We start from the raw sequence: 23378 nt of genomic DNA on the forward strand, positions 1-23378 counted from the left end.
GACTGTTACGGTCTCTGCCCGACTGACACCAGAGACTATTCTCCCACCGCTGCCAGACGCTACTCGTCATCCTCCAAGAGCAGGCCGAGGTTGTGGGTGTCCATCAGCTCTTGATATTTGCTGGGCAAGCTCTCCCGGAGGGTGTCCTCAACGATGCTGCTGACGGGTTGATCGCTAAGACCAGAGAGCGTCTTCAGCAACTTATCCAAACTGGGGGTGATATAAAGACGCAACTCGGTCTTCTTTTTCTTGGCCATTTCATCTGCCCAGCGGTAGCCCAGCGGTTTTACCCCAACAATCTTACCTAGCCTGATAAACGATTTCTTGTATTCGATAATTCTCACATTGCCGAATTGCCGAAATTACTCTATATTGAATCTGGAGCAACCTTCTGACGCCTCGGATTAAATTTCGACTCCTATCCATGAGGAGTAATTTTGCCGTATGTCAAATGCATTTTTCTCGGGCCATCAACGGTGCGAGGGCACAGGTTCTGGCATGCTTTGGACTGCCAACTACCCGGCTTCAGACCGTTCACTAGAACGGGCTCGGCAGGATTTGGCTAACCCCAGCCTGCTGCTTAGCAAACTACACCTCACGCAGCCTGGGCCGGGATTACCCTCGTCTTTTCCGTCTGTTGAAGCACCTTGTTTTGACTATGGCGATCGCCTCCGCTGGCTTCCCCACGGCAACGCGACCGATTGGGGCCTGGTCATTGGCCGGTTCTACAGCTACGCCCCCCACAGCCGCCGCTGGCGGTGGTGCTACCTGATTTGGCTCGATTCGGCTTCCCCCAGTGCCGCTTGGGTCAGAGCCGATATCGCCTGGGAAGACGACCTCGAACCCGCCGATTGAGAGGCTGCCCGATGAATCCCCGCCCCCTTTCTCCCCACGAGCAGCACTTAATCGAGCGGTACAGCTATTGCCAACTAGGCATGACGCCCCAGCGGTTTTACGCCAAGTGGCAGGTAAGTCAGGAAGATATGGCTGCGATCTGTTCCCGGTCGGTCTCAACGGTACGGGGCTGGTTCCGAAAGGGGCAAAGCTATCGCCGTCCCACCCCGGTTGACCTGCGCCATCTGGCCCTGATGGATTTCTTGCTCGACAACTTTGACCAGATTCCGGCAGACCTGCGGCAATCCCTGTGCTCCACTGAGCCCGAAGAAAAGCACACCTAACTCAAGACTGTCAATAGCACCGTGCTCTGTTTTGGCGAATCTCCCCCGGCTAGGGTGACCCCAAATACACCTCATTCACCCATCAGGGAGGACAGTCGCGTGAGCCAAGGGCACCGAATTATGATGGATATCAAACGTATCCGAGCGGCGCTGGCAAAACCAGGGCAAGGCTCGTATCGCGTACAAAAGCTGCCCCGACAGGCTGTGTGGCTGGTTCACGGGAGAAGTGGCAAAACCTACCGACTGACCTTCCAGCCTGCTCCAATCAACGCCTGGACGCTGCATCCTCCGGACCGAGAGGCTGCTGAACTGTTAGGCAAGATTGAGCAGACGTTGAGGCCCAGCGCTGCCAGTGCTGGGGAGGGCGTGCAGCCTTACCCAAGGGATGCTGTCAGCGAGCAGGAAGATCCCCGTTTAGGGAACCAGCAGTACTCGTCATCCGCTGCCTACGAGGGGGAAGCGCCTACGGCCTACAACCAGCTGCTCCATCCCTGGTGCGTTGTTCAACTTCTTCCCCACATGCAGCGGCGCATGGTGGCCCGGTTTCGACGGCGCAATGATGCTGATGCCCATTTGAAAGCCCTGCGGCGGCTGAGCCCCTCAACTCAGTACACCGTCATGTTCGATCCGGCTCCATCTAGCCCCTGCTTTACTCCCGAGGGGCATGGGGAAGTGTTTGCTTGAGAGCTGTCGGTAATCGCGTTTGTGGCTATTTTCCTCGGCTTTGGTGCCAGCGTTCTTTGTGCTGCTGCCCAAGGGCGCTGAATGCTGGCATTGACCTATGGCGGATGGGGATCTATCTCATCCAACCCCAAGGATGGCTTTGGCTGTCAGGTTCAAGTTGGGAAAAACAGAAGAGGCAATGCGCTGATCGCCGCGCAGCAATTGCCGGTCGTAACGCCCCTCTGAGTTCAGGGTACAGACGGTTAATGTGGGTTGTTTGGGCCGACCAATGAAGAATTCGCCGCCGAGCCCCTGGTAGTCGGCAATCCAGTATTCTGGAATGCCCAGGAGGGCGTAGTCTTCGAGTTTGCGGGCGTAGTCGTTTTGCCAGTTGCTGCTGACAACTTCTGCCACAAATTTGACGGTGCTGCCGAGGGTGACCACGGGCTGGCTAGCCCAGAGCGGCTCTTGGGGGAGGGCGGCGCGATCTAGAACGATCACGTCGGGGCGAAACCCGGTCTGGTTGGCCAGGGGTTTGATCAGGCAGCGGTGGGGGATGAAGTAATCGGCACTTTGCTGCACGATGTCGTAATTGAGCCAACGGGCAATTGTTGCCGCCACTTGCTCATGAGGCCCTGTCGGTTCCAAGTCAAACAGTTCTCCATCAATGAGTTCGTAGCGACTATCATCGCCATACTGAGCGAGAAACTCCTCAAAATTCAGGGAAATCGGTTGTGTGTGGCGATCGCTTGCGAGTGCCATGGTTGATCTGGCTGCCCTGTGTGGTGTTGTAGGCGAACGTTAAGTTCCGCTTTAGTCTATCGCGACGCCTGATGCAGGTGGATCTCGTATTGCCGTCTAGCACCGTCATCCCTGCTGCAACTGGGTCAATAGCCCTTGAGTTGCGGGATGATCGGACAGCTCGGCAATACGTCGTGATTTTATGACCTGCTGCAAGTAATACTGGAAATTCCCCTGAATTGTCTGCGTATGGGGATGATTGTCTCCCAAGATCTGTATGAAAATTGCCAGAGCTTGTAGGAAGAGCGGTTCCGCTTCCCTGTAGCGCCCTTGCGACTGATACAAGGCTGCTAAGTTGTTCAAACTGCTAGCGGTGTCGGGATGGTTGTCACCAATCTGTGATCGTCGGATTTGTAAGGCCTGTAGGAAGAGTGGTTCAGCTTCCCCGTAGCGCCTTTGGGCCTGGTACAGTACTGCTAAATTGTTCAAACCTTGAGCAGTTTCAGGATGGTCGTCGCCGAGCTGGGATTGCCGGATTTTCAAAGCTTGAAGCAAGAGTGGTTCGGTTTCCCCATAGCGTCCTTGGGCTCGATACAACTCTGCCAAATTGTTCAGACCTTGGGCGGTGTCGGGATGGTCGTTACCGAGCTGTGATCGTGTGATTTTCAAGGCTTGGAGGTAAAGCGGTTCGGCTTCCCCGTACCGCTCTTGGACACGATACAACAATGCTAAATTGTTCAATCTGGTGGCGGTGTCGGGATGGTCGTTACCGAGCTGTGATCGTGTGATTTTCAAAGCTTGGAGGTAGAGCGGCTCGGATTCCCCATAGCGTCCTTGGGCACGATACAATTCTGCCAAATTGTTCAGGCTACTAGCGGTGTCGGGATGGTCGTTGCCGAGCTGTGATCGCCGGATTTTCAAGGCTTGCTGAAAGAGTGGTTCAGCTTCCCCGTAGCGCCCTTGGGCATCGTACAACTCTGCCAAATTGTTTAGACTTGTGGCTGTACTGGGATGGTTCTCTCCTAGTTGTGATCGCCAAATTTTCCAAGCTTGGATGAAAAGAGGTTCTGCCTCCCTGTAGCATCCTTGGGACTGGTACAATTTTGCCAAATTGTTCAAGCTGGTGGCGGTGTCGGGATGGGTGTCGCCAAGCTGTGATCGCCTAATGTCCCAGGCTTGCCGATAGAGCGGTTCCGCTTCCTTGTAGTGCCCGCGTTTGTGCAGGAAATAGCCGGTTTGATTCAACAAGCGTGCAAAGTTGATCGTCACAGTAGCTGGCTGACGGTTAATCGCTTGCACCTGTTCTACCAATCGATCGCACCGCCACCAGTTCTCAAATTCTGGATCAGGAAACGTCGCATTCAGGGCATTGACCACGCGATCTAGCCATTGCTGCCGTTGTTCCGAGGTGAGGCGATCGCGCAAAATTTCCTGCACCAGACGATGAATGCTGTAGCGGTAATCCGTTTCTAACCGAATTAGAGAATAGCGGGTCAGTTCCGCCAGCAGTTCAGGGATTATCAGCTCATCCTCTGCCACCTCAGCTAAGGCAGTTGCCAATGTCTCTCCCAGGTGATCTTTGCCCAGGCTTAAAATCTCGTAGGGAATATTATCCGGTGCCAGGAATGCACTCAGTCGCAACATATCGGTGGCAGCGGGGCTACTGGCCTGCACTGCCTCAAAGTTGATCTGCCAGGTAGTAGCCACCGACGCGGGATAGTTACCCACCTGGGGCCGTTCTTTTTCTAGCATCCGCAAGCGTCGCTGCTGGTAAGACCGCAAATAGACAGCAAAGCTCACCCCTTTGGCCTGGATATAGGCCGCCGCCTGCTCCAGTGCCAGGGGTAGATAGCCGAGTTCCTGAGCTAGAGTTTCTAGAGCTTGCTGCTCAGCTGCATCGAGGGAATCGCGTTGGGTACGCCGTAGCAAAAAGGTATGGGCATCTTCTGGGGCCAGGGTATCGAGGGCGATCGCCCGACCCACCCCCAGCCGTTCCAATCGTGACAGTCGCGAGGTGATCAATATCCGCCCGTTAGGCGCATTGGGGAGGAAATCCTGTACGGCATCGGGATTGTCCACATTGTCGAAAATCAGCAGCCAGTGATCGTTTGTAGATAGCCAGCGTTTTACCGCCGTAATGTTCTCATCCAGCTTGTTTTCTCGATGGTTGGGCAGGGCTAGATCGTTGGCGATCGCCCCAAAACTCCCGGCCAGTGTCAAACTGCTGGCATTTACCCACAGCACCCAGCCATAGCCAGAGGGGTGCTGAAAATAGCGGTAGGCATATTCCACTACGGTTTGGGTTTTGCCCATCCCGCCCAACCCGTGGATTGCCTGAGCCTGACTCAGGGCGGCAGTACCCGTTTGCCCCAGGGTGTCGTGGAGTTGGGCGAGGATGGCATCACGTCCGGTAAAGAACTCGTTGCGGAGGTAGGGCACCGTGAAGCGTTTGGGTTCCTCCGAAGAGAATTTCCCCTGGCTAGCCTTAACCTGACCAGGGGAAACTACTTTTTTGCGGCCCCCTTCATCAACCGAGTAAAGGTGGGAAAGTAGGTGCGAAAAAAGTTCTCCGTATCCAGTTCCGCTTCATAGGACAGCCCAATAAAAGGCGGCATCGACGAAATGACCCCCTTCAGTTTGGCCGATGCCGTTGGGCCAGGTTGGTTCAGCTGGTCACGGATCTCTCGCAGCAGTTGCAGCATTTCTGCTGAGTAGACGGGAGTAGGTGCCGTTTCGATCTGCGTTACGGCCTCCACAATTTCCCCTACTGCCACCTCAGCTTCTGACTCTGGGATAGTCAGCTGATGGGCCGAACGGGCGGCGAGTTGCCAATATTCCTGAGCGACCGGCTGCATTTCCTGCTTGAGCTTTCGGATTCGCTGCTCCAGCAGGGCTTTATCCTCAAGACGAGCCATGATTTTGGCTTCTTCGGTACCCGCAAGTTGTTCCTGCAACAGATCCAACTGCTCAGCAAGCTGATTCAAGCGATCAGTCGGCATAGAATTGAGTGGAGAAAAAGGATTTCTGCCTCAGTTTTAGCCTAATTCCTGCTGGAACGCTAAGAACTTAGACGCTGATGCCATTACAGACTCGGTGACCTGGATTGTAGACTCACTTTCAGCCAAGGTGGCGGCCCCCGCCGTCTTATCCTCCTGGCCAATGCCTTTGTGACTCTTACAACATCCCCTTCACACACCGATTGAGCTTTGGTTAAGCAAAGCTATCTTGGGATGAGCCGGATGAACCCTGGCTAGCATTGAATTGACCGTGCAAGGGTGTTTCTACATTTTGACCTTTGAGCCACAAGCAACCGCGATTCCCGCAGGGATCACTTCGCGAATCGCCCGGTTAGACCTACACCATTCCCAGCGGTGCCAGGCCATCCCGACGCTGTCGGTTTTGCAGGGAAAAGCCATTGCGGCCCGGCAGCTGTGGACTCAGTGGTTGGAACAGACTGGGCGATCGACGGGCGTGGGGGTTTACACGTCCATCGCCACCCTCCTAGAAACCTGGCTCGCCGCATTGGCGCAGCATGATGAACTGCGATCGCGGATCCTGCAAAACTTTGCGACCCTGGCCCATCGCCCCGAAACGGAACTGACCGCCTGGTTAGCCCATACCAGCGACTACCAGCGTCAGCTGTTTTGGCAGCAGCTAGCGCCCCTCTCGGAGGATGCAGAGCGGCTGCGAGCCATCCTTGACTGGCTCCCTGCCTTCCAAAGATCAGAGCCACAAACTAAGTCCCTGGCACTGTCAGACTCCTCTATGGTGTTGGCCAGCTTTGCTGCCGTAGCGCGGCTATTTTCACCGTCTGCGGTGCCTGGGTTGTTGGTGCTGCTGCCCGAGGATGATCAAGCCGCTGTCGCCCTCGCTGCCCTCGCCCAACTAATAGAGGCGGTGCCGCGGATTCCAGTGGCCCTGGCGCTAACCGTAGCCCAGGTTCAGTGCTTGCTAAACGAGCTGCCCGAATCGAGAGCCAAGGCGATGCTGCGCGGTGGCCTAATCGATGTCCCCTCTCTAGAACTGGGCAACCTTAGACAGCGGTTGAGCGAACGCAACCTAGTCGATGAGCGGATCCAGTCTCTGCTAAACCTGGCCGAAACCCACGGCACCACCCCAGACGTGATAGACACGGCGCTGGCTCTTCTCGACCCTGCTCACCAGCCCGAGACCGCAGAGGCGGCTGAGATTTACCGCAGCCAGGCGGAGTGGTTTTTGGCTCAGTATCTAGAGGCCAAACCAACCACCACGGGGCGATTTCAGGTGAATGCGCAGCTAGACATAGACTTTGGCGGTCGCCCCATGGAAGTGGACTTTCTCGATGACATGGCCAAAATAGTGATCGAACTGGACGGGCACTATCACTTTCAGTGCCTCGACAACTACCGCCGCGATCGCCGCAAAGATCGGCTGTTGCAGCAGCAGGGGTTTCTGGTGCTGCGCTTTCTCTCAGAAGATGTGGTTAGAGACCTCGAAGGCATTCTCGATGCCGTTGACCAGGCCCTCGCTACCCGCTCTTCTTCTGTCACCCAACCTTCGGAGGCATGATGCTTTCACTGCAACCCATCCCCCTGGCAGACCTGCTGTTGAGCCGCCTACTCTTGGCCGATAAAAACGGTATGACCGTCAGCGAGTTGAAGGCGGCCCTCAAGGCGATCGCCGGTAGCGAGCTATCTAACACTGCCTATACCGAGCGAATCGAAACCACCTTGACCAGCCTCAGTGAGCAAGGCTACACCCAGCCTGTCAGCTCATCGCGCCATCAACTGAGCGACAGTGGACGACAGCACATCCTCGACGCTCTCAACCTCAAGACCCTGCCCCCCAGACTCCAGTGGAAAACCCTGAAGAATACCGACTGGATCGCCCACGCCCTCAACCTCCCCGCCCTTTCCACCGAGACCCGTAGACGGTTGGCGGGTTCAGATAAAAAAGACGGGCTTAGAGCTGCCATTCTCCAGCAGGGCTTCGACCTACCCATCGCTCCCTTCAGCACGCTCACCCAGGTGCGCGATGCACTGTTGTGGCAGCACCTGTGTAACCCCCAAACTGCTGAACGCCTCCAGGCCCAACTCCCCAACCTGCGGCTGCAGGCGTTCAACCAGGGCACCGTCAAGACGGTTCTGCTGAACGATTTGCTTAAAACCCCCAAACCTCTGCCCTGGGGCAAAGCGCTGTCGCAGCTGGTGGCTAAAGTCGCCCAGGCCAAGCGCACCACCCCCGATGAACTGCGCACCGCGATTTTGCGTCAAGCCGTGACCAGCGCCGCATTGCCACCCCAAAAAATTGCCACCACCCCAGCCACCTTGTCAGATGAAGCGTTCGCTGAGCTTACCCTCAACGCGGCAAAAGCCACTCAAGATGGCCGGTTAGGAGCCTCCAAAGTATTTATCTCTCGGGTCTGGGCGACCTTACAGCAACAGCACCCAGACCTAACGCTCACCCTAGAAGACTTCAAACAGCGTTTGGTAAATGCTAATCAGCAGCGAAGACTCGATCTAAGTCGGGCTGACCTAGCCTATGCCCTAGATGCCAATGATGTATCTGCTTCCGAAATTAATCATCTAAACAGCACGTTTCACTTTATTCGTCTTGACTAAAGCCAATTGCTATGACTACTGATCCGAGATTCGATGCCTTTTGTTCGCATCAGGGGCTTGATGTTTTTCATGCTGTTACTCACCAGCATCAAATCTGGCAACCTGATCTATACGATGTGGACACCATTCATCCAGAAGCTCGCTCAGCCTATGAGCGGCTGCTCAATCGAGCCGATAGTTCTTTGGCTAGCGATTCAGGCCGCATTCTGTTGCTGCTGGGAGAGTCGGGGGCAGGTAAAACGCATCTGATGCGGTTTTTTCGCAATCAAACCCACGAACAACAGAAGGGCTTCTTTGGCTACATGCAGATGACCTCTGCGGTGTCGAACTATGCTCGATATGTGCTGAGAAACACCATCGATTCCTTCGATAAACCCTACTACGAACCCTTTGGGCCAAAAACTGGACTGATTGAGTTTTCTAATGCCCTCGCCGAAAGCTCAGGCGTCGTTACGCCTAATGAGCTTACTCTGCTAAAAGAAGACGATCTATCCCAGGAAGAACTGATTGATTTAATTTACCCGATCGCCGATCGCGTGATTGCCTTAAAACAGTTTAATGGTGTCGATATCGACGTGATTCGGGCGCTGTTATACCTACAACCCGGCCAACCTGCAATCAGCGCTAAAGTTCTTAAACTGTTGCGGTGTGAACCCCTAACACCCTACGACAGTAGAGTTCTAGGTGGGGTCGTTGGCCGCGATCACGATGATGATCCCCTGCGGATGCTACGGTCTTTTGCCTTGTTGATTCAAGCGGTTACAGGCGGGGCCTTTGTAGTTTGCCTAGACCAGTTAGAAGATATTCACAGCATGGATGATGCTGGGCAGCGTTTCCGACGAGCTGTTCAGACCATTGTTACGCTAGCTGAGATTCCCAACGTCATCGTCGTGCTCTCCTGCTTAGAGAGCTTTTACGATCTGTTGAAACAACACCTGCCAAAACCCCACCTCGATCGCCTGGAGCTAGACCCAACCCCCATCAGTCTTAAAGCTCGACGATCAGATGATGAGGTCAGGCAAATTATCGCTCGGCGACTGCAACATGTTTACGAACTGGCTGAGATTCCGATTGACAGTGGTGAAGCGCTATATCCCTTCCCTGACGCAATCGCTGGGCAGTTGGCGGGTAAAACGACTCGCGACGTGTTGGAGTGGTGCCGTCGTCAGCGAGAACACAGCATCACGACAGGGCAATTACCCAACCTAGATGACACTTCTTCGGGGTCTGAGAATAGGGCGGAACCTTCGCCAGACTATGAGCTGAGTCAACATTGGAATGATCACCTGGCGGGGAGCTTTGAGCCTCCCGACGACGATCGCGACCTACTTCACCTCATGGGCTATAGCATTCAGCGCTGTGGGCAGGAACTAGGCCATGGCTGCCAATTTGTCACCCAAATCAATGAGGATTACCTAGCTGTAAATCTGCACCTGGGTCCGAATGCTACCCAGAAATCTTTACTATTGAGGCTGTGTCAAAAATCCGCCAGGGGTGGTTCCCTAGCCAAGCAAATTCGGGAGCTTCAGCAAAATGCTGGAACCCACATCCCCGTAGCCCTGCGCACCACCGAATTTCCCAGCAATCCTCAAACAAAAGTTGCTCAGCAGATTGGCGACTTTCTCAGCCAGGGAGGCCGTCGCGCCCAGGTGACTGATTCTGACTGGCGCACCATGCTGGCGATTCAAAGCTTCGAGCAGCGGTACGGCGATCGCTCCGACTACCCCGCCTGGCTCCAGGCCGAGAAACCCCTGTCGCAATTGCCCTCCCTCCAGCGCATCTTAGATCTGGCCAACCTGAAGATTGCCACCAGTTCTGCGTCCAGCAGTCAGCCTCCGCCGACCCCGTCAGCGCCTCAGTCGCCAGTCATAAAGCCTGGGGATAATGCTCCTGAAAACCCGCCGAAACCAATTCCCAACTTTGAGGCTGAACCGACCTTACCCGAGCCAGCGTCAGCCATCCCCTTGGGCCAAACTCGCGCCACAGGGCCAACCCCGGTTGACCTGTCTCGGGAAGCGCTGGTGCGCCACGCCGCGTTTCTGGGGGGATCGGGCAGCGGCAAAACCACCCTGGCCCTGACATTGATCGAACAACTGCTGCTACGGGGCGTGCCCGCCATTTTGCTCGATCGCAAAGGCGATCTGTGCAGCTACGCCAACCCCGAGGCTTGGGAAAAGCCCACCGACGATCCTCGGCTGATGGCCTACCGGCAACTGCTGCGCGATCACATCGATGTCGCAGTCTACACCCCCGGCACCCTGGGCAACGCCGGGCGACCGTTGAGCATTGCCATTACCCCGCCGGGACTGGGGCAACTGTCTAGCGCTGAGCGGCAGCAACTGGCCAACTACTGCGCCGCCGCCCTGGGGGAAATTATGGGATACAAGTCATCGGGGTTAGACAAAACTCGGATGGCGGTTTTGGGGCAGGCGATCGCCGTGCTCAGCACGCTCCAGACCGACAATCCCCTGAGCATCGACCGGCTGATTTCATTTATCGCCGAGCAAGATCCGCTGCTGGTGAATGCGATTGGGGTGTTAGACCCGAAGCACTGCAAAAAGCTGGCGGAAGACCTCCAAACCCTCAGCCTGATGGCCGGCCACCTCTTCAATCCTCAGTGCGAACAACTGTCCACCGAGCAGCTTTTGGCCTCGTCTCACCCCCAGAAGACCCGGCTATCGGTGATCAACCTGGGCAGCCTGGGCGATAACGCCAACATTCTATTTTGGGTGTCGCAGTTTTTGCTCAACCTCAACCGCTATGCCCAGCGGCACCCGTCTGGCCAGCTCCAGGCGGTGGTGTTGTTCGATGAGGCCGATCTGTATCTGCCCGCCCAGGGCAAACCCTCCACCAAGGAGCCCATGGAAAGCCTGCTGAAGCGAGCCCGTTCCGCCGGACTGGGCATTCTGCTTGCTACCCAAAGCCCCGGCGACCTGGACTACAAGTGTCGAGATCAAATCTCCTCCTGGTTTGTCGGCAAGGTAAAGGAAAACACCGCCCTCAACAAGTTGAAGCCCATGCTCAGCGAAGCCAAAACAGATGTGACCAGTAAGCTGGCCAACCAACAGGTCGGCGAGTTTTTCGCGATCCGGGCTGGGGATGTCACCAGCTTAAAAGCAAACCTGTCATTGGTTCGGGCTGAGCAAGTACCGCTAGAGTTGGTACAAGCCCTGGCAGCCAGTGGTGTTAATCAATAGGTTTAACCAACATCAGCGAACGACTAAACCGAATGGCCTTGACTCAGAGAGTAGCGACGGGAACCGCCGCTTTTTGCCCCATTTGTAGAATATCGTTCGACACCGTTTGAGCAGCAGCATTTGCGATCGCCTGCCAATCTTCGGAAGTAAAGATCTGAGCCAGCATGGCGACCGCTTGAGCCCGAACCACCTTCTGCTCGTCAGGTAGTGCCTGCTCTTTTTCAGCCAATAGCGCCTCAATCCAGTCCGTTTGTTCTGGAGTCAAATTTCTCAGGTGACGATACAGGCATTTTTGTGCCTCCATGTAGACAACCTCCAGACTTCTCCCGAGGTGCCACGACTCTAACCACCCCTTTAGCTCCGGCAACAAGATAGATAGCACTTTCACAGTCCACCGCTGCCGCTGCAAAGCTTCTGGCGAGGCATTCTTGAGTAACTCCACATAAGGCTGTAGGCCCAGACCAGCCTCAACCGGCCCTTCCGCTCCAGCGCCATCGGCATCGGCTTCCCGAACCCAAGCCTCGTCATTGAGCAAATCCATCAGGTTGCCCGTTTTCCTCAGTTGCTCAGCTAGGATTGCGTCATTCATAAGCGATTCTCTGAGTTAGAGCGTTAAAGCGCCGTACTCGAAGTATACCAACCCGTCTTTGTCCGGGTCAGGGCCGTAGTCCGGCATATTGTAACGTCGATAGAAAGCTTCTGCGCCCGGTAGCGCATGGAGACCGACGCGACCACCGTACCCTAACTCCACACTGCGCTGACGGGCAAAAAGTACGAGTGCCCGTCCGACCCCAATCAGATAGGGCGGATCTTCGAGTAATCGGCGATTCCACGGCGCAGAGGCTAAGTATTCGACATAGACCAAAGGAAACCGTTGCGGCAACCAGGAACGGTGCCATTGCGTTTCCAGCAAAATGACGCCTTGAAGTAGCGCCTCAAACTCGATGCCGTAAGCCTCATAGCCATCATCATTGACAGCCAGTCGTAACTTATAGGCCCAGTCCCAACTGGCATCAGGCTGCTGTGTCTCCCGCAGAATGCCTGCCCAGATGTCATCGATTTGTCCGACCTGTTCCTGGGTTAGCAGGCCGATTGTCGCCGTGACGATTTCATTTGGCGGTTTGGTCAATCGAAGTGGGCGGTTCATGGGCATTACATCGGAATGCCCTAAAGCTTATCAATGACCGTTCGGCTCTCCAATAGGGATTGCACAGCGCTGGCCCATGGTAGAGCTACAGCTTTCTGGACTGTGTACCCAGCAGCAGGCTGAAAACTGGTATAGAATTGGTACAAGCCTAAAAGCTCTTGCCTAAAAGCCTTGTATATCAAGGAAATGTGTCAGCTTCCCAAGCTGAATGTCGTGAGTTCGAGTCTCATCACCCGCTTTAGGATATAAAAATCCAGGTTTGATTCCAGCAGGTGAAGCTCATGAGTACAGAAACAATTACTCTTGAGGTTTCACAGGACATGGTGGCGGCTCTCAAGATGGGGGCAACTGACTTGGGTGAGCGGATTCGGTTGCTGGCTGCGATCGCATTTTTTCAAGAGAAGCAGCTATCTTTGGGCAAAGCCGCTGAGCTAGCAGGCTTAAATCGCCTGACGTTTATGGATCTTTTGACTCAGCGGGGCATTGTGGTCTTTGACTATGATGAGTCTGCCCTTACAACGGATTTAGCTGGTATTGCTGAATTGGCAGACCGTGACTGCCATAAATCTGCAATGCCACACCTCTGATCGCGTTTGCCAGAATTGGGCAGCTCTCGCTCATGCAGAATGTGGTCGAGAAGCTGGTTATTCCAAATGCCGTCGCTGAGGAGGTGTCGAACTACACAGGCTCGGCGGCTGGGCAGATTAACTTAGCGCAGGAATCTTGGATTCGGGTTGAAAGGCTGCAATCTGAGGACCCAATGCGGCTGCTGTTACCCACGCTAGATAGGGGTAAAGCTGAGGTGATTGCCTTAGCGTTAGAAAAACGGGCAACGCTAGTGCTGATGGATGAATTGACTGGCCGCAAGGTCGCTGAGTCTTTGCAACTCAGGGTAACAGGCTCGGTAGGTTTATTGATTCAGGCGAAACAGCTAGGGCAGATTAGCGCTGTTAAACCATTGCTAGAAGCTATGCACGAGGTTGGTATATATTTCAGTCAGCGTTTCATTGCGGCTGTGCTTGAGTATGTCAACGAGGCATGAAATAAAAGAACTTATGCGACAAGCGGCCCCGCTGACGTTCCTCGAAAAGCCCGGTGGTTGGACCAGTGAGTCGGCCCAACTGCGCTACCTGTGGGAGATCCTCTCCCGCGAGACGGTGGCTGATACCGAGATCTTCTGCCAACTGACTCGGGCCAGCACTAGTCTGCCAACAGGTGATAGATGGCTGAAAGCATTGCCTAGCAAGCACTTTCAGGAATTTAAGGTTAATTGACTACAACCCTTGCTGCACAAGGATTATAGATATCCATCTCCTCTTATGAAGCCAGTGCCCTGGAGAAGGGCGCGGCAGGGCACTGGATTAGGTTGTGATTGAAGCCTAGCTTTGTTCAATAGCATTGCCGGGAATGGGAAAGGCTATCTTGAATTTGATTGTATGTTTTTGATGCTTTATGCTTCAGATGATCATAGGTTTTGTTAGCTATAGGCGACCTCAGCAACTCCGCTTTAGAAAACTCAAGAGCAGAGTTTTACAAACTATCAAGATTTGGTTCGGCAAATTCTGACACAAATTTAATCTTTTAATTTCCATGAAGTCCTAGAAATAATCATTTGTCATATGCTTTCTACCTTACTTGCCCTCGGCTTACTTTTTTTAGGATATGAAACTTACAAGCTATACCAGGAAAAACAAAGTCTCTTTGCCAAATTAAGTAGGTATAGCGGTCTTTTGTCTAAGGAGGAGATGGAAAGGAAGCTAGAGTTGGCGATTATAAGCAAAGAAAGTCAGATAATCTCTCTTCAAGAAAAAGAAGAAGGGACAATTCGTTCTATTGAGGAACTGGAGAGTAGACTTCACAGGCTTGAGGAAGAGGATCATCTCCAAGAACTTGGATTTTATGAGCCAGTTTACTATTTTTCGAAATCGGAAGATTATCAGCTTAGATTTGATCAGATAACTGCTGAAAGAAAAAGCTTGATTAGATCTGGAAAAGCAGCCTTTTGCAGCCAGAACTGGGTAGTTAATAACGACCCCAAAAAAGGTTCGAGAATGATTATAGCTCACCTTAAAGTAATTCTTGAAGCCTTCGACTCAGTTTGCGATTCAGCAGTTAACGAAGCCAAGACTGGGAATATTCAGCGATTGAAAAATAGAATCAACAAAAGTTTTGAAAGATTGAATAAATCTTCTCAAGTATTGCAGTGCCAAATTTCGGAAGAATACTTACGGTTGAGGGTTAGAGAACTAGAAGTCAAATATGAAATGGAGTTTAAAAAGGAAGAGGAGAGAGAACGGAATCGTTACTTTCGTGAAAAGCTAAGGAGAGAGAAAAAAGAGAGAGAGGATATTGAAAAAGCTAAGCAGGATGAAGAGAACGCACTTGAACAACAAAAAGAGTATGAGCAAGAAATAGAAAAGATAAAGCTTGAAATGCAAAAATCTATAGGAAAGAATTTGCAAGATTTAGAATGCAAGAGGAAAGAGTATGAAGCACTCATCGATAAAGCAAAGCAAGACCAAGAAAATGCTATTTCACGATATAGATCGATAAAGTCTGGCGTGATTTATGTTGTTTCTAATGAGGGCTCTTTAGGCGAAGGTGTTTACAGAGTATTTGTTACACAGAGCGGCGAGCCTGACAGATATATTAAAAATATGAATCCTTATGTTCCTTTCCCTTTTATTATTCACCTGAAAGCTTACACCGAAGATGCTTCAGTTTCTATAGAAAGAATTCATAACCTGTTTCTTCGAGAAAAAGTCAATAAGGTGAACCCAAGGCGCGATTTCTTTCGCGTTCCTCTGCCAAAAATCAAAGAAGGAATAAGACAAGTCGCCAAGGAAACGGGTTTAATTAAAGACATTGAGGAATGTGAGCATATCCCCATGCAAGATGAGTATGTTCGTTCCTTGGGAGAAAACAACCAATTATAATAACTGATGCAGCCTAGTCATTAATTAAGTTTTTCAAGGTTTTCTAGCTCACACACTACCCTGAAACCAGTGTCAGGAAACTTGTAGTTAATATTACCTCTTTGCCGACAAGCAGAACGGCATTTCATAGCTTCGCTTATCCATGATCCACCACGCATAACTTTGCTTGGATTTATATCTTTATCTCTCCAAACACGCCCGTCACATGGCGCGTTGGTATAGTCATTATGCCAATCATCTGCACACCACTCCCATACGTTTCCATGCATATCGAAAATTCCAAATGAATTTGGGTTGCAAAATTCTTCTACAGGAGTAGTTTTATTGCGAAAAACACCCTTTAAATCAGGTCTACAAGGATAATTTCCATCATAGTTTGCTAGGTCTGTTGTAATAGCATTGCCAAAATGATAAGGGGTTCTCGTGCCTGCTCTACAGGCGTATTCCCACTCGGCTTCGTTTGGCAGTCTATAAATGCGTTTTGTGAACTTTGATAAGCGTTTACAGAACTCATTTGCATCTTCCCATGTGATTTCTACTACAGGATGCTTTCTGCCGCCTTTTCTTGATGGAAGCTTTTTCAATTCTCGATCAACTTTTGGCATGCTTGAAATTGTTTTCCATTGTTCCTGAGTTACGGGATATCTTCCTATAAGAAATGTTCGAACTTCTACTCGATGTTCCGGAAGTTCATTAAGAGATATTCTTTCCGTAGTCCCCATAAGAAACTCCCCTTTTGGTATAAAAGCCAGCTCAAGATGTATGTCATCATTAAGGGCTTCAGTTAAGATATATGCTTGACCGATTTCCCTTGAAAGTATTTTTCCTTGTGAATCATTGGATATAACTTCAAAATTCAATTTCTTAAGAGAAGATTGCAAGGATGGATAAGCTTGAATTGATTCTTCACTAACTGAAATCAAGCTTTTATTGCTGACAGATAAACTTATAAGATCTTCGGATTTTAATTGACGATCATTGAAGTCAATCCCAGTAGAATTTGAACGAGTTAATGAGCCATCGTCAACTTTTTTGGATGTGTCTCCTAAACCCTGAGAGGGTTTGTTCCTTATCTCGTTGCGAATATCTAGCAACATGTCAAGCACTTCTAAGTCTTGACCCATGGCTTGAGCATTAAGTCGAATGCATATTTGTTCTGCGAGAGCTAAGTTGGTGCTCTTTAAACGAAATATATCCAGCTTTAGCTGGTTAATATCCGACTGTCTTGCATATTTCGGGATTAGAATAAAGTGCTGTTTCTCAATCGGATCAACTTTAATACGCGGCTCCTGGGCTGGAGCTTTTCCGTATTGCTTACAAAGGGCAGGAACTCGTTGTTTTAGATAATCACTTAATCGCTCTACAGTGGCACAACTTCGTTCTCCTGGTAACTGCATTGCCTCTAAAAAAGCATAAGTAAAAGCTCCTTGCTCCAATTCCTCGATTTCCCATGCTTTTTGCGTAGGTTGACAAGAAGAAAAAGTAATTATTCCATTTTGAGTATCTCGCCCTATACCTGAACTGTCTCGGCTCCCTTCGCTACGACAGGCATCGAGAATCATAATCACGTTGTCAGCACCACAGCGGCTCAAATATCCTTGAATTTCATTGACTTCTAAACCAGCTATTATTTTTGACCCTCGCGAGTTTGCATCCATTGGCATTAAATAATCGCGATCCTGGTGTCGCTCGCCATGTCCCGCAAAAAAGAACCAGCAATTATCACCAATGCTCAAAAAGGGGCTCTCGAAACGATCCTGTAAAAAAGTGATTAAGTTGCCGTAAGTTGGTTGTGTTTCAAACTGACCATCAGGCAGGATTAGCGGCGGAGCATCCTTGGCAAAAAAACAGACTTCGAATCCAACACTTTGGAAGAAATCTCTTACACGTTCAGCATCTTGTCGAGCGTATCGCAACGGCCTAAAATTAACCGGATTGTACTCGTTTATACCGATAACCAATGCCCAGTTTTTAGCCATTTTTCAGGTAAATACTAGTTTAAATTCTTTTTCTTAAAGCGTAGGGTCATTGCGCCACTGCCGCCAAATTTTGTACCTGATCCTAACAAGCTTAACTGCCCTTCCCCACTGACTTCTACAGATAGCTCAATCTCATCAAGTTCCATATTGCCTAGCTCAGTTGCACGCTCTTGGGCTTGTCCGATGACTCGGCCCATAGTCTGTAAAAAATCTGCTATGCCTTGCTCTAATTTTTCTGCCGAAACTGGAATGCCAAGACGATTGGTAGTTTGGATACGCGGTGGATTATCTGCGTAAGGATTACGAGGAACATTGCCATCACGCCCACCTGAAGGTACCGTGTCGGTAATGACGTATATGTAGTCGTCTGCCATGTAAAGTAGGATGGTTGTGAAGATTGGGCTCTAAGTAAGTTTAACCGTATCAATTACCATATTGCTAGGTTTCTAAAGGCTAGAGGCTGGATGTCTCTGTTAACTCATTGTTTTACTAGCTTAGCTAAAGACAACCTCCACAATACGCTTAGTTAGATTCTGTTAGTGGTATGTAAGCCAAGCAGAATCTCATAAAGTCACCTGTTAAGATGAGAGCTAGCCTTGCCCCTAAGTCTTGTCATGCCTCCACTTGATATCCGACAACGGGCGATCGCCCTCCTCGACCAGCTCCCGCAAAACAAGCTGGCCGCAGTTGTGCAACTGCTGGAGGTATTAGCTGAGCCTGCCTCCCCAACCCCAGCCAACCCAGCCGAGGCCCCATTGTTAGCCACCATCCAATGGCAACTACCCGCCCCAGAGCAAAACCGCCTAGATGAACTGCGCGACAAATGTGAGTGGGGCGAGCTAAGCGACGCCGAGCACCAAGAACTGCTGCACTACGAAGATCGCCTAGAGCAATACCGTGTCGAGCGTCTCGAAGCCCTCATGGCGCTAGCTAAGCTCCGCAACCTTGACCTAATCAGCCTTAACCAACAGTTTTCATCCCACGCGCAGCCCTTCAATGCCGCCTGAGTCTAAACGTGTGCCGCCCAGTCTTCGGCAAGAGGTTGCTCAGCGAGCCAACCAGCTTTGTGAGTATTGCCGCTGCCCCGCCGAGTTTTCTGCCGACAGCTTTACCATCGACCACATTCAACCTCGTCAGCGAGGCGGGGCAACCACCCTAGAAAACCTGGCCTGGGCTTGCTTTGGCTGCAACGGGCGCAAGCATACCAAAATATATTTCATTGATCCATCGACCGGTGAAACCGCCCCTATCTTCAACCCTCGACAGCGAAACTGGCACGAACACTTTAGCTGGAGCGCAGACACCACCCAAATAGTGGGGCAAACACCCTGCGGTCGCGCTACCATCGACGCTCTTTCCCTGAATCGGCCAGGGGTGATTAACCTACGGCGCCTCCTAGCCTCAGCAGGCTTGCACCCTCCCCAATAGCTAAATGTCCAAACCCAAATTTTATTGCCAGCCCCCCAAGAGTGCTTAAACCTGGGGGGCTGGCTTACGGTTAATCTGTTTGTCTGTCACGCCTCAGCAGACTAAACACCTCCCCCTGCTCCGGGGTAATCAAAATCCCCGATCGCGGGATCGTAATCAACTGACTCCAAGTGGCCTGCTCCGCATAGGTCAACACATGCAGCAGATTAATCGTCGCTCGCACCCCCTCCGGCGAGCCAATCACCAAATGGCGCAATCGCTCCCGCCCCGGCTGGGCCTCAGGATTCGCCAACAGCAACGGACTAGTCACCCCACCCCGACGGGCCGACGACACCAAATATGGCAAACACAACATAATCGGGATTCCTCCGATGAAACGATGGGTAGGAATCCCAAAAACTTGGCCGCTCCCAAACATATACCGTTCAGGGCGGCCACGAGTAACATAATACTCAGCCTCCGAGACTGGCTAGATCAGGCTTGGGGGTCAGCCGCTGGTTGGTGCTCCAACACCTTCCAGTGGCGCTCGACCAAATTCTTGGGAAGTTCAGACTGCACGCACACAGCCTTAGCTCAGTAATTTAGTCCAATCGCGCACCGGGCGCAAGTAAGAATTGTTACCGTCTGATAGAAACCTTGAGCTTGAAAACCGGGTTTCTTTGCCTGGTTGCACTTAACCCTTACACATCCCCAAGAAACCCGGTTTCTAGCCCTATACCTTTACTTTCGCTGCTGGTAAAGTTCATTCGCCACCCCAAACCCTTCATCAGCCCCTATGAGCCCTTCCTTCGCCCCCTTGCAACCTTTATTTCATCTGCTGGGAGGTTCTTCTGACCGCTTGGTAGAAGCTTCAGCCCGCTCAAACCTTTCCTCCATCCACCCAAAAGGTTCCTCCACCCAGGCAGATCATCCTTTCGACCTCGCGTAGGCTTCCTCCAGCGCCACAGATCATTCCTCCACCCCCGCAAACCTTTCCTTCACGGGCACGAATCTTTCCTCCGAATCCACAAATGATTCCGCCGCCCTGGCAAACCTTTCCTCCAAACCCGCAAATGATTCCGCCATCAATGCAAAACATTGTTTTCATAGAGCAGAATCTTGTATTTGGGCCGCAAATGGTTCTGCCATCAATCTAAACCGCCCTGAACCCTCAGAAAACTCAAGGTTGCAGCGCGCCCATCAACCGTTCGCCTGCAACATCCATTTCTCCACGCCGCCCAATTCATCGTTTCTTCATCAAAATCCATCATCTTTGGTCACAATCTTGCTAATTCTCCCAAAATTAGCCTGTTTCTACTGGGCAATCTGCCCTTAGGCGAGACAATCAGACGCCAACCCCCGCCGTCATCTCGGTTTACCCATTGCCGCAATTCAAGCCACTTCCCCAGGTCATCGCCCCAGACCAGCGGCTGCGTTGCCCACTGCCCAAATTAACCCAATTATCCACCCCTATTCAGGGCGTATCTAACCATGAACACCGTTGACTTTTCCCGTCGCGTTCCCGCCAAAACCATTGAGGCCGATATTGATTCCTTCCACGGCATGGGCTTCATCAAAAACTACATCCCCGTCCGCAGTGAAGCCACCCCCGAAGCGCTCAAAGCCGGGTATGAGACCATGCGAGCCAAACAGCAACAAGAGACCGAACTCATGGCCGCGATCAAAGCTGCCTCCGATGCGGCCCGCCTGGCCGAGGTCGAGTTTCACGACATGGTGATGGCGATGAAAGAAACCGTGCGCGGCCAGTATGGCCCCAACAGCGACGAAGCCCAGGCCGTTGGCTACAAGAAAAAGTCTGAATACAAGCGCCGCCGCCGCACCCCCAAGGCCAACGCTTCGTAAGCGATTCTCAAAACCTAATTCTCAAGGCTTGTGAGCACAGCTTACGGGCCTTGAGAATTGGCGCTACGACGTGCGAGCGCTAGCCCCCGGCTTTCTCGAATCCGAGGTATGCAATCCCATCAACTTTCTACGCAGCAAGTCCGGCGTCGAAATGGCGCGGCAAATCGCCTAATGTACAGAGTCTCCCAATTATGCGCAAGAAAGATGTACTGATAAGCTAGCGCTATTTGGGATTTTCTTCCGCAGGCAATGCATCAATGGATTGCAAGATATGGCGTGTAATTTCCTCTCTTTTATAGAGGTCGTCCAATCGGTTTGGCGTATCGATATTGAGAGCAAAAAACACAGGTCCTGTTGACCACTCGACCCACCCTACCCACCAGCCCCAGCGCCCTTCCCAGCCAGTTTTAGCCCGTAGAATCCAGTCCCGCTCTGCTTCAACGATCATAATATCCTTGACTAATCGTTGGTACTCAACCCTAAAAGGTAGTTCATTTTGGTACAGCTTCTGTAGAAAATAAACTTGCTCTTGTGCCGAGATTGCTAGTGCTCCATCAATCCAGTAAGCACCTTCATTAGTGCTTGGGTCTGCGTTTCCGTAATCAATTTGCGTCAAATACTCTCTTGCTTTCGCTTCTCCAATTTCGTCAGCAAAAATTTCGTAAACCCAAACGGCTGAGTTTCGCATGGCTGAGCGCAAAGTTTGATCTTGATTGTGTGGGGCAAAGTCCCTCTCCACTCCATCCCACTCAAAAACTTGAAATTCATCCCGAACAACACCGGCGTCGAGCGCAAAGAGAGAATGCGGAATCTTAAACGTTGATGCTGGGGAATAAGCTCTGTCAGCCCGCTCCGGGTTGTAGACCCACAACTGCTGAGCGTCTCCGCGCTGATCTAATACCACGATAGTTCCTTGAGCCTCAGCGCTGTCGAAGAAACTGGCCCAATCCGGTCGCTCTTGCCTTTCTACACTGCCCCAAGACCTATCATCTACGGTGATCGAAATACTTATTTTTGGTCGCTGCGCAATTTGCGGAGTATCTAGTTTATGCCCTGCTGAAATAGGTGAAGTGAGCAGTATCCCTGCACTACCCATGACCAAAGAGACAAGTAAAAGAAAACGATGATTCATAGTGCTATCTTATTCGGATAAAAGTCTTCGTTCTATGCATAGGCGACAGCAGTATCGCTAGTGCTGCCGCCTATGCAAAACTCATGGAACGATTGCAGTCACGCGGATTTCAATCCGCATCGTTGGGAGCCCAAGTGCCGCGACGCCTACCTGTGTCCAAATTGGGGCATGGTCGGGCATGTAATGGCGATATAGCCTAACCATCACCTCGTTCACCTCCGGAGGCAACCCGCCAGCGTGGTAAGAATTGACATGGACAACATGCTCCCAACCCGCCCCGGCGGCCGCTAGGGTTCGCTCTATATTTCGAAATGCCTGGGCAATCTCGTCTGCGAGCGATTCGGGAATTTGCAGATTGTCATCCCAACCACCTTGACCTGATGTCTCTACGCGATCGCCAATTTTTACCGCTTGCGAGTAATGCAAGTTATTCAGCATGTATTCCCCATAACCGGGGGTGACAAAAAACTCTGGCTTATTCATGGTATTCCTTTGTTTGTGGCAATTAATTTTTTGAATTCAGGTGTTGAACATTCAGCCTATGCCAGCCAGCTAGATCGGAACCGTGAACAAGTTGAATTCACAACTTGTTCACTAGTCAGAAATACGGTAGATTACTAACTATTTCTGCTGAAGAAAGTCCAGCAAGATGGGATTGACCTGATCAGCGTGAGTCCAGTTGATGGCGTGCGGCCCACCAGGGATAATCTTAAGCTGGCTGTTGTTAATCAGTGCCGGGAGTCTTGCGGCGGTAGATTCCAGTGGCAAAATGCGATCGGCATCGCCATGAATGATTAGGGTAGGTACATCAATCCGGGGCAGATCATCGCGGAAATCGGTGAGCCAGGACGGAACACAATCCAAAGTTCCTTTAGCAGAAGCCCCGGCTGCTACATTCCAGCAGGCTTGAATGGCATAGTTGCTGATGCGCTCGCCCAGCAGCACATCCACATTAAAAAATTCTCTGAAAAAGTCAGAAAAGTAAGCGGGACGGTCTTTAACGATCGCTTTCATAATGCCATCGAAAATGCTCTGGTCAACGCCTTCAGGATTATCAGCGGTCTTCAGCAGGAAGGGCGGTACTGGAGCCATCAGCACGGCTTTTTGCACCCGCTCTGAGCCATAGTTGCCAAGATAGCGCGTGACTTCGCCGGTTCCCATAGAGAAGCCGACCAGCACAGCATCATGCAAGTCAAGTTTGGTCATCAGCGTGTTCAAATCGACAGCAAAGGTATCGTAGTCATAGCCAAACGAGGGCTGGCTGGACGCACCAAATCCTCGGCGATCGTAGGTGATTACTCGATATCCTGCATTTAGCAGCACCAAGACCTGCTTTTCCCAGGAATGGCCGTTGAGGGGGAATCCATGAATGAGAACAATGGGTTGACCGGCCCCAAGGTCTTCGTAATAGATATCAATGTTTGCAGAGTTTTCTTGACCAACAGTTACATAAGGCATATTGACCTCCTAATGAACATTGCAAAATGTTCTTATCTGATTTAACCGAAGTATAGTGAGTTCTAATGCTCGATTTC

The 23378-nt window shown here is 51.5% G+C and carries 25 protein-coding genes; 13 read left to right on the forward strand and 12 right to left on the reverse strand.

The genetic code is table 11. The features are described 5' to 3' along the window. Positions 1 to 59: 59 nt before the first annotated feature. Complete coding sequence (locus AC0QKW_RS17100) at positions 60 to 344, reverse strand: hypothetical protein (protein WP_473152297.1); 285 nt, start codon at positions 342 to 344, stop codon at positions 60 to 62. Positions 345 to 498: 154 nt separating this feature from the next. Between AC0QKW_RS17100 and AC0QKW_RS17105 the strand changes: the two genes are divergently transcribed. The 3 genes from AC0QKW_RS17105 to AC0QKW_RS17115 all read left to right on the forward strand — a co-directional run bounded on the left by AC0QKW_RS17105 (position 499) and on the right by AC0QKW_RS17115 (position 1862). Continuing rightward, the gene (locus AC0QKW_RS17105) at positions 499 to 855 is read left to right on the forward strand and encodes a hypothetical protein (RefSeq protein ID WP_473152298.1); all 357 of its coding nucleotides are present in this window, start codon (positions 499 to 501) and stop codon (positions 853 to 855) included. 11 nt (positions 856 to 866) lie between these two features. Continuing rightward, a complete protein-coding gene (locus AC0QKW_RS17110) occupies positions 867 to 1178 on the forward strand; it encodes a helix-turn-helix domain-containing protein (RefSeq protein ID WP_473152299.1) in 312 nt (103 codons plus the stop codon). Between the two features lie 99 nt (positions 1179 to 1277). After that, on the forward strand, positions 1278 to 1862 hold the full coding sequence (locus tag AC0QKW_RS17115; RefSeq protein ID WP_473152300.1) for a hypothetical protein: 585 nt from the start codon (positions 1278 to 1280) through the stop codon (positions 1860 to 1862). Positions 1863 to 1979: 117 nt separating this feature from the next. On the opposite strand, the gene AC0QKW_RS17120 is transcribed toward AC0QKW_RS17115, so the two are convergent. From AC0QKW_RS17120 to AC0QKW_RS17130, 3 genes are all read right to left on the reverse strand, one after another. Continuing rightward, positions 1980 to 2603, reverse strand: coding sequence for a Uma2 family endonuclease (locus tag AC0QKW_RS17120; protein ID WP_473152301.1), 624 nt, complete (start codon positions 2601 to 2603; stop codon positions 1980 to 1982). Between the two features lie 105 nt (positions 2604 to 2708). Further along, on the reverse strand, positions 2709 to 5021 hold the full coding sequence (locus AC0QKW_RS17125) for a tetratricopeptide repeat protein (protein ID WP_473152302.1): 2313 nt from the start codon (positions 5019 to 5021) through the stop codon (positions 2709 to 2711). 65 nt (positions 5022 to 5086) lie between these two features. Then, positions 5087 to 5581, reverse strand: coding sequence for a hypothetical protein (locus AC0QKW_RS17130; protein WP_473152303.1), 495 nt, complete (start codon positions 5579 to 5581; stop codon positions 5087 to 5089). A gap of 289 nt (positions 5582 to 5870) precedes the next feature. On the opposite strand from AC0QKW_RS17130, the gene AC0QKW_RS17135 reads away from it, so the two are divergent. The 3 genes from AC0QKW_RS17135 to AC0QKW_RS17145 all read left to right on the forward strand — a co-directional run bounded on the left by AC0QKW_RS17135 (position 5871) and on the right by AC0QKW_RS17145 (position 11379). Next, positions 5871 to 7130 carry a DUF559 domain-containing protein gene (locus tag AC0QKW_RS17135; protein ID WP_473152304.1) on the forward strand — a complete coding sequence of 420 codons (1260 nt, stop codon included), beginning with the start codon at positions 5871 to 5873 and terminating at the stop codon, positions 7128 to 7130. Continuing rightward, complete coding sequence (locus AC0QKW_RS17140; RefSeq protein WP_473152305.1) at positions 7127 to 8182, forward strand: hypothetical protein; 1056 nt, start codon at positions 7127 to 7129, stop codon at positions 8180 to 8182. Before AC0QKW_RS17135 ends, AC0QKW_RS17140 begins: the two co-directional genes overlap by 4 nt. Positions 8183 to 8298: 116 nt before the next feature. Beyond that, positions 8299 to 11379 (forward strand): helicase HerA domain-containing protein, encoded by a 3081-nt coding sequence (locus AC0QKW_RS17145; protein ID WP_473152306.1) that lies wholly within the window; start codon positions 8299 to 8301, stop codon positions 11377 to 11379. Positions 11380 to 11422: 43 nt separating this feature from the next. Here the strand turns inward: AC0QKW_RS17145 and AC0QKW_RS17150 are convergent, their stop codons facing one another. Together AC0QKW_RS17150 and AC0QKW_RS17155 are read right to left on the reverse strand one after the other, a co-directional pair. Then, the gene (locus AC0QKW_RS17150; protein WP_473152307.1) at positions 11423 to 11968 is read right to left on the reverse strand and encodes a hypothetical protein; all 546 of its coding nucleotides are present in this window, start codon (positions 11966 to 11968) and stop codon (positions 11423 to 11425) included. Positions 11969 to 11983: 15 nt separating this feature from the next. Beyond that, on the reverse strand, positions 11984 to 12526 hold the full coding sequence (locus tag AC0QKW_RS17155; RefSeq protein WP_473152308.1) for a hypothetical protein: 543 nt from the start codon (positions 12524 to 12526) through the stop codon (positions 11984 to 11986). A 281-nt stretch (positions 12527 to 12807) separates the two neighbouring features. Here AC0QKW_RS17155 and AC0QKW_RS17160 point away from each other — a divergent pair, with 281 nt between their 5' ends. The 4 genes from AC0QKW_RS17160 to AC0QKW_RS17175 all read left to right on the forward strand — a co-directional run bounded on the left by AC0QKW_RS17160 (position 12808) and on the right by AC0QKW_RS17175 (position 15462). Continuing rightward, a complete protein-coding gene (locus AC0QKW_RS17160) occupies positions 12808 to 13113 on the forward strand; it encodes a UPF0175 family protein (RefSeq protein WP_473152309.1) in 306 nt (101 codons plus the stop codon). 32 nt (positions 13114 to 13145) lie between these two features. Continuing rightward, positions 13146 to 13568 carry a PIN domain-containing protein gene (locus AC0QKW_RS17165; RefSeq protein WP_473152310.1) on the forward strand — a complete coding sequence of 141 codons (423 nt, stop codon included), beginning with the start codon at positions 13146 to 13148 and terminating at the stop codon, positions 13566 to 13568. Between the two features lie 13 nt (positions 13569 to 13581). Continuing rightward, positions 13582 to 13800 carry a hypothetical protein gene (locus AC0QKW_RS17170; RefSeq protein WP_473152346.1) on the forward strand — a complete coding sequence of 73 codons (219 nt, stop codon included), beginning with the start codon at positions 13582 to 13584 and terminating at the stop codon, positions 13798 to 13800. 345 nt (positions 13801 to 14145) lie between these two features. Further along, on the forward strand, positions 14146 to 15462 hold the full coding sequence (locus AC0QKW_RS17175; RefSeq protein ID WP_473152311.1) for an SNIPE associated domain-containing protein: 1317 nt from the start codon (positions 14146 to 14148) through the stop codon (positions 15460 to 15462). A gap of 20 nt (positions 15463 to 15482) precedes the next feature. On the opposite strand, the gene AC0QKW_RS17180 is transcribed toward AC0QKW_RS17175, so the two are convergent. Beyond that, positions 15483 to 17441 carry an SUMF1/EgtB/PvdO family nonheme iron enzyme gene (locus AC0QKW_RS17180; protein WP_473152312.1) on the reverse strand — a complete coding sequence of 653 codons (1959 nt, stop codon included), beginning with the start codon at positions 17439 to 17441 and terminating at the stop codon, positions 15483 to 15485. Between the two features lie 14 nt (positions 17442 to 17455). Beyond that, positions 17456 to 17815, reverse strand: a complete 360-nt coding sequence (locus tag AC0QKW_RS17185; protein WP_473152313.1) for a Pepco domain-containing protein — start codon at positions 17813 to 17815, stop codon at positions 17456 to 17458. 240 nt (positions 17816 to 18055) lie between these two features. On the opposite strand from AC0QKW_RS17185, the gene AC0QKW_RS17190 reads away from it, so the two are divergent. Both AC0QKW_RS17190 and AC0QKW_RS17195 read left to right on the forward strand, forming a co-directional pair. Further along, complete coding sequence (locus AC0QKW_RS17190) at positions 18056 to 18448, forward strand: hypothetical protein (protein ID WP_473152314.1); 393 nt, start codon at positions 18056 to 18058, stop codon at positions 18446 to 18448. Further along, entirely contained in the window at positions 18438 to 18869 is a 432-nt protein-coding gene (locus AC0QKW_RS17195) for an HNH endonuclease (RefSeq protein WP_473152315.1), read from the forward strand. The genes AC0QKW_RS17190 and AC0QKW_RS17195 overlap by 11 nt, the downstream gene beginning before the upstream one ends. Positions 18870 to 18939: 70 nt before the next feature. Here the strand turns inward: AC0QKW_RS17195 and AC0QKW_RS17200 are convergent, their stop codons facing one another. After that, positions 18940 to 19224 (reverse strand): hypothetical protein, encoded by a 285-nt coding sequence (locus AC0QKW_RS17200; RefSeq protein ID WP_473152316.1) that lies wholly within the window; start codon positions 19222 to 19224, stop codon positions 18940 to 18942. Between the two features lie 1115 nt (positions 19225 to 20339). Between AC0QKW_RS17200 and AC0QKW_RS17205 the strand changes: the two genes are divergently transcribed. Continuing rightward, positions 20340 to 20711: a hypothetical protein gene (locus AC0QKW_RS17205; protein ID WP_473152317.1), complete on the forward strand. Its 372-nt coding sequence runs from the start codon at positions 20340 to 20342 to the stop codon at positions 20709 to 20711. A gap of 223 nt (positions 20712 to 20934) precedes the next feature. Here AC0QKW_RS17205 and blaOXA read toward each other — a convergent pair whose 3' ends face one another. The 3 genes from blaOXA to AC0QKW_RS17220 form a co-directional block, all read right to left on the reverse strand. Beyond that, on the reverse strand, positions 20935 to 21843 hold the full coding sequence (gene blaOXA / locus AC0QKW_RS17210) for a class D beta-lactamase (protein WP_473152318.1): 909 nt from the start codon (positions 21841 to 21843) through the stop codon (positions 20935 to 20937). Positions 21844 to 21924: 81 nt separating this feature from the next. Continuing rightward, entirely contained in the window at positions 21925 to 22326 is a 402-nt protein-coding gene (locus AC0QKW_RS17215; RefSeq protein WP_473152319.1) for a RidA family protein, read from the reverse strand. Positions 22327 to 22464: 138 nt separating this feature from the next. Beyond that, on the reverse strand, positions 22465 to 23301 hold the full coding sequence (locus tag AC0QKW_RS17220; protein ID WP_473152320.1) for an alpha/beta fold hydrolase: 837 nt from the start codon (positions 23299 to 23301) through the stop codon (positions 22465 to 22467). Positions 23302 to 23378 lie beyond the last annotated feature (77 nt).

This window comes from Pseudanabaena sp. PCC 9330 (genome assembly GCF_055795045.1).

Coding starts and splice junctions, on each gene's coding strand:
- AC0QKW_RS17105 (WP_473152298.1), top strand. CDS start 499: ATGCTTTGGACTGCCAACTACCCGGCTTCAGACCGTTCACTAGAACGG.
- AC0QKW_RS17110 (WP_473152299.1), top strand. CDS start 867: ATGAATCCCCGCCCCCTTTCTCCCCACGAGCAGCACTTAATCGAGCGG.
- AC0QKW_RS17120 (WP_473152301.1), bottom strand. CDS start 2,603: ATGGCACTCGCAAGCGATCGCCACACACAACCGATTTCCCTGAATTTT.
- AC0QKW_RS17130 (WP_473152303.1), bottom strand. CDS start 5,581: ATGCCGACTGATCGCTTGAATCAGCTTGCTGAGCAGTTGGATCTGTTG.
- AC0QKW_RS17140 (WP_473152305.1), top strand. CDS start 7,127: ATGATGCTTTCACTGCAACCCATCCCCCTGGCAGACCTGCTGTTGAGC.
- AC0QKW_RS17150 (WP_473152307.1), bottom strand. CDS start 11,968: ATGAATGACGCAATCCTAGCTGAGCAACTGAGGAAAACGGGCAACCTG.
- AC0QKW_RS17155 (WP_473152308.1), bottom strand. CDS start 12,526: ATGAACCGCCCACTTCGATTGACCAAACCGCCAAATGAAATCGTCACG.
- AC0QKW_RS17160 (WP_473152309.1), top strand. CDS start 12,808: ATGAGTACAGAAACAATTACTCTTGAGGTTTCACAGGACATGGTGGCG.
- AC0QKW_RS17165 (WP_473152310.1), top strand. CDS start 13,146: ATGCAGAATGTGGTCGAGAAGCTGGTTATTCCAAATGCCGTCGCTGAG.
- AC0QKW_RS17170 (WP_473152346.1), top strand. CDS start 13,582: ATGCGACAAGCGGCCCCGCTGACGTTCCTCGAAAAGCCCGGTGGTTGG.
- AC0QKW_RS17175 (WP_473152311.1), top strand. CDS start 14,146: ATGCTTTCTACCTTACTTGCCCTCGGCTTACTTTTTTTAGGATATGAA.
- AC0QKW_RS17180 (WP_473152312.1), bottom strand. CDS start 17,441: ATGGCTAAAAACTGGGCATTGGTTATCGGTATAAACGAGTACAATCCG.
- AC0QKW_RS17185 (WP_473152313.1), bottom strand. CDS start 17,815: ATGGCAGACGACTACATATACGTCATTACCGACACGGTACCTTCAGGT.
- AC0QKW_RS17190 (WP_473152314.1), top strand. CDS start 18,056: ATGCCTCCACTTGATATCCGACAACGGGCGATCGCCCTCCTCGACCAG.
- AC0QKW_RS17195 (WP_473152315.1), top strand. CDS start 18,438: ATGCCGCCTGAGTCTAAACGTGTGCCGCCCAGTCTTCGGCAAGAGGTT.
- AC0QKW_RS17200 (WP_473152316.1), bottom strand. CDS start 19,224: ATGTTGTGTTTGCCATATTTGGTGTCGTCGGCCCGTCGGGGTGGGGTG.
- AC0QKW_RS17205 (WP_473152317.1), top strand. CDS start 20,340: ATGAACACCGTTGACTTTTCCCGTCGCGTTCCCGCCAAAACCATTGAG.
- blaOXA (WP_473152318.1), bottom strand. CDS start 21,843: ATGAATCATCGTTTTCTTTTACTTGTCTCTTTGGTCATGGGTAGTGCA.
- AC0QKW_RS17215 (WP_473152319.1), bottom strand. CDS start 22,326: ATGAATAAGCCAGAGTTTTTTGTCACCCCCGGTTATGGGGAATACATG.
- AC0QKW_RS17220 (WP_473152320.1), bottom strand. CDS start 23,301: ATGCCTTATGTAACTGTTGGTCAAGAAAACTCTGCAAACATTGATATC.